This is a genomic window from Microvirga sp. jy35, assembly GCF_056148915.1.
This window is the reverse complement of record NZ_JBWBEW010000097.1, coordinates 1-3,404: the sequence shown is the minus strand read 5'-3', so window position 1 is coordinate 3,404 and position 3,404 is coordinate 1. Positions and strand designations below refer to the sequence as shown.

The window sequence follows — 3,404 nt, the reverse complement described above, 5'->3', positions numbered from 1 at the left end:
TTGCCGGAGTTCTCATAATCACCAGACGGACAGGAACCATGAAACAGCTCAGCTTTACTGCTGTCATCGCTTCCGGCTTTCTCATCTCCGGGCCGGCTCTAGCCTCGCCCTGTGGTGATGCCATCCGCGCACTGGAGCCCCGGGTCGACGAAGCTGTGTCCAAAAGCGCGGCCCTGTCCTCTGGTGGGCAGGCTGTTGCGGCTTCCCGTGAGTCCCAGGCCATGCAGGCTGACAAGCACCCGACACAGCCTGGTTCAGCAGTGCAGAGGCTGCCGGAACACGACGTCGGAGCGACGGCTGCGGCGACGCCGCTTGCCGGGGGAGACAATGCTATGAAGGCACGAGCGGCTCTCGGTCGGGCACAGGCTCTCGATCGCGACGGTAATGCTTCGGGGTGTGCCGCTGCCGTCGAGGAGGCCCGGCGCGAACTCGGGCCAACCCAGTAGGCTCGTCAAGCATCCGGCCGGCCCTATTTTGCTCATCAAAGGCCCTGCCACGAGGCTTGCCAGCGAGCATGATCCCCGCTGCTGGAGTCGCTTGTATACCAGGCTGTTCGATCAATCGCAGCCTGAAGCCGTCAGTGCGTCACCGGTTCAATGCGTTGTTCTATGACGACAGAGGAGAAGACGATGGCGACATTGGTCGTAAACGGCGCCGAGAGGTCATTTGATGGCGACGAAGACATGCCGCTCCTGTGGTACCTGCGGGATGAAGTGGGCCTGACCGGCACCAAGTTTGGTTGCGGTGTCGCTCAGTGTGGGGCCTGTACCGTGCATCTTGACGGCACTGCTGTTCGTGCATGTGTGACCCCGATGGCAGCCGCGTTGGGAGCCACGGTGACAACGATCGAGGGTCTGTCACCCGACGGCAACCATCCCGTCCAAGTTGCCTGGAGAGACCTCAACGTATCGCAGTGCGGCTACTGCCAGCCCGGCCAGATCATGCAGGCCGCGTCGCTCCTCAAGGATAACCCGAACCCAACTGATGAGGACATCGACAGCACCATGAGCGGCAACATCTGTCGCTGCGGGACATACCCGCGCATTCGTGCCGCCATCAAGCAGGCCAGCACGGGAGGTGGCAAATGACAAGCCATAAAGAATCCACTCTTGCTGTTGCGAACGTCAGCCGCCGTGGGTTCCTGGCCGGGGCTGCTGCCGGGTCGTTGGTGCTTTCCATCGGTTTGCCGTTCGACGCGAAGGCACAGGAGAAGAAGTTCGGTGCCGACGGCATGCCGAACGGGTGGCGTGACGATCCGAAGATCTTCGTCTCGATCAGCCCGGATGGCATTGTCACCGTCACCTGCCACCGGCAGGAGATGGGCCAGGGGGTTCGCACCTCAGTTGCGATGGTGGTGGCGGACGAGCTAGACGCTGATTGGTCCAAGGTCCGTGTGGCCCAAGCACAGGGCGATGAGGCCCGGTATGGCAACCAGGACACCGACGGCTCACGCTCGCTGCGTCATTTCTTCCAGCCAATGCGCCGAGTTGGTGCATCTGCCCGTACAATGCTGGAGCAAGCAGCCGCCGCGCAATGGGGTGTGCCGGTCCAGGAGGTCCGCGCACGGGAGCACGCTGTGCTGCATGAGCGTACCGGCCGTAGGCTTGACTACGGTGCGCTCGCGACCGCTGCCGCATCGCAGCCGGTGCCAGCACGTGAGGCGCTCAGGCTGAAGGACCCTTCTGCCTTCCGCTACATCGGCAAAGATCAGGTTGGCCTGATCGACAACCAGGATATCACGACCGGGAAGGCTATGTACGGGATCGACGCTCGTGCCGACGGCATGTTGTACGCGGTCGTCGCACGGCCGCCTGTCTTCGGCGGGCGCGTGAAGAGCGTCGATGATGCCGACACGTTGAAGGTCCCTGGTGTTGTCAAGGTCGTGCAGATTGCACCGCCCGATATCCCGTCCGAGTTCCAGCCATTGGGCGGTGTCGCGGTTGTGGCACGCAATACTTGGTCTGCCATGCAGGGGCGCGAGAAGCTCAAGATCGTGTGGGACGACGGTCCACATGCGAGCTATAGCTCGGATGCTTATCGTGCCGAGCTGGAGGCAGCGGCACGCAAGCCGGCCAAGGTGGTCCGCAGGCAGGGTGATGTCGACGCCGCCATGGCAAGGGCGGCGAAGCGCGTCGAGGCTGAATACTATATCCCTCACTTGGCTCAGTCGCCGATGGAGCCCCCGGCTGCGCTTGTCCAGATCAAGGACGGCAAGTGCGAGGCGTGGGCCTGCGTTCAAGCTCCGCAAGCCACCCGCACACGGCTAGCGGAGCGTCTCGGAATTCCCGAAGAGAACGTGACCGTCAATGTCACGTTGCTGGGGGGCGGCTTCGGTCGCAAGTCCAAACCGGATTTCGTTCTCGAAGCCGGTCTGATCAGTCAAGCCATGGGCGGCACTCCCGTGAAGGTGACATGGACAAGAGAGGACGACCTGCACCACGGCTACTACCATACGGTTTCTGTCGAGAGGCTTGAGGCTGGGCTCGACGAGCGTGGGAAGCCGGTGGCTTGGTTACAGCGCAGTGCCGCACCAACGATCGGTTCCATCTTCGCTCCCGATCCCAAACACGAACTGCCTTTCGAGCTTGGCATGGGCCTGGTGAATGCGCCCTTTGATGTGCCGAACGTGCGCATGGAGAACCCGGAAGCGGCAGCACATACCCGAATAGGCTGGTTCCGGTCGGTCTCGAACGTGCCGCATGCGTTCGCAATCCAGTCGTTTGTCGCCGAGCTGGCGCATGCTGCCGGACGTGATCCGAAGGACTACCTTCTCGACCTGATTGGCCCCGCGCGCATCATCGACCCGACCGAGATCGGGGATGCCTGGAACCATGGCGAGGATCCGAAGCTCTATCCAATCGATACGGGTCGGCTGCGGCAGGTCATCGAGACGGCCGCAGCTGGTATTGGCTGGGGGCGTAACTTGCCGCAGGGCCATGGACTTGGGATCGCAGGCCATTACAGCTTTGTGAGCTACGTGGCCGTCGCCGCCGAGGTGCGAGTTGATGGTGATAGGCTTGTCATTCCGCGAGTGGATATCGCCATCGACTGTGGACCCCGGATCAATCCTGACCGCATTCGCTCCCAGATGGAAGGTGCCGTCATCATGGGGGTAGGGCTTGCGACGACCTCGGAGATCTCGTTCAAGAACGGCTGTGTCGAGCAGAACAACTTCGACAGCTATGAGGTGACCCGGATCGACACAGCGCCTCGCGAGATCCACGTGCACCTCGTCGCAGCGCACGATTACGGGCATCCACTCGGTGGCGTGGGCGAGCCGGGGTTGCCGCCTGTGGCGCCAGCTCTAGCCAACGCGGTGTTCGCTGCGACGGGCAAGCGGATCCGGCAGCTTCCCATAAGGGATCAGTTCCTGGCTTGATCGAGATCAAACGAGTGCATCGGAT

3 protein-coding genes are annotated in these 3,404 nt (G+C 62.3%); all 3 read left to right on the top strand.

Annotated elements, in window-relative coordinates:
• On the top strand, positions 1-446 hold a 446-nt coding region (locus tag AC0QTX_RS27265), incomplete at its 5' end, for a hypothetical protein (RefSeq protein WP_474606921.1).
• Between the two features lie 183 nt (positions 447-629).
• On the top strand, positions 630-1,088 hold the full coding sequence (locus tag AC0QTX_RS27260) for a (2Fe-2S)-binding protein (protein ID WP_474606920.1): 459 nt from the start codon (positions 630-632) through the stop codon (positions 1,086-1,088).
• Complete coding sequence (locus AC0QTX_RS27255; protein WP_474606919.1) at positions 1,085-3,379, top strand: xanthine dehydrogenase family protein molybdopterin-binding subunit; 2,295 nt, start codon at positions 1,085-1,087, stop codon at positions 3,377-3,379. The genes AC0QTX_RS27260 and AC0QTX_RS27255 overlap by 4 nt, the downstream gene beginning before the upstream one ends.
• Positions 3,380-3,404 lie beyond the last annotated feature (25 nt).

What these genes read in the sequence shown, in the direction of transcription:
- AC0QTX_RS27255 (WP_474606919.1), top strand. Translation starts at nt 1,085, where the DNA reads ATGACAAGCCATAAAGAATCCACTCTTGCTGTTGCGAACGTCAGCCGC.
- AC0QTX_RS27260 (WP_474606920.1), top strand. Translation starts at nt 630, where the DNA reads ATGGCGACATTGGTCGTAAACGGCGCCGAGAGGTCATTTGATGGCGAC.